The 1,018-nt window shown below is 63.6% G+C and carries 1 protein-coding gene; it reads right to left on the bottom strand.

Annotated features, from left to right (window positions below):
* On the bottom strand, positions 1 to 956 hold a 956-nt coding region (locus AC0L3C_RS36150; RefSeq protein WP_473410403.1), incomplete at its 3' end, for an alpha-amylase family glycosyl hydrolase.
* Between the last annotated feature and the right edge of the window lie 62 nt (positions 957 to 1,018).

Genomic DNA, 1,018 nt, shown 5'->3' on the forward strand with positions numbered 1-1,018 from the left:
TGATCTGGAATGGCGTTGAAATACGCGTCGATCGTCGCTTGCAGCGAGAACGCGTCCCATTGCGAGTCCAGCAGCGCGAAATTGAGCGGCAGATGCAGGCGCGGTCGGTCGTTGCCGTAGAAGTGACCGATGCGGTCGGTCTTGCCCTGGACTTCGCCGCACAACATCCGCCCTGGATACCCGTCGATCACCTCGCGGATGAATTCGATGCAATCCATCGTCTCCGGCCGGTCGTCGGTAAAGACGGGCGTCTGGCGCTGCGGCGGCGGCTTGCCCTTCGCTTGCGGGTTATGTGGATTGTCGCGCAGCAGCGCGTCCTTGATCAGGACGGCGCTGGCATCGACGCGAAAGCCGTCGACGCCGCGATCGAGCCAGAAGCGCATGACCTCGGCAATCGCGGCGCGCAGCTGCGGGTTGCGCCAGTTCAGATCGGGCTGCTCGACCAGGAATGAATGGTAGTAATATTGCCGCCGCGCCTCGCACCATTCCCAGCCGCTGCCGCCAAAGCGGCTCAGCCAGTTGTTGGGCGGGCCGCCGTTCTCGGCCGCGTCGGCCCAGATGTACCAATCGGCCTTCGCGCTGTTCCGTGAGCTGCTGCTCTCGACGAACCATGCGTGATCGTTCGCGGTATGGTTGGGCACGAGATCGAGGATCACGCGGATCCCCGCCGCGTGCAGGGCCTTGAGCAGGCTGTCGAACGCCTCGAGGCTGCCGAACGCAGGGTCGATCGAGCAATAGTCGGAAATATCGTAGCCGAGGTCGCGAAAAGGGCTCTTGTAGATCGGCGTCAGCCACACCGCGTCGACGCCGAGCCATTTCAGATAGTCGATGCGCGATGCCAGGCCGGCAAGGTCGCCCTTGCCGTCGCCGTCCGAGTCCTGGAACGAGATCAGTGCGATTTCGTAGATGACGGCGGATTCCCACCACGCACCTTCGTTACGGGACGCCTCGCTCATTGCCTTGCATCACCTCGTCGTGTGGCCTTCAGGTACGTCCCGCCGTGGCGTGCGCAGCGATC

The sequence above is a fragment of the Bradyrhizobium sp. WSM4872 genome (assembly GCF_055811715.1).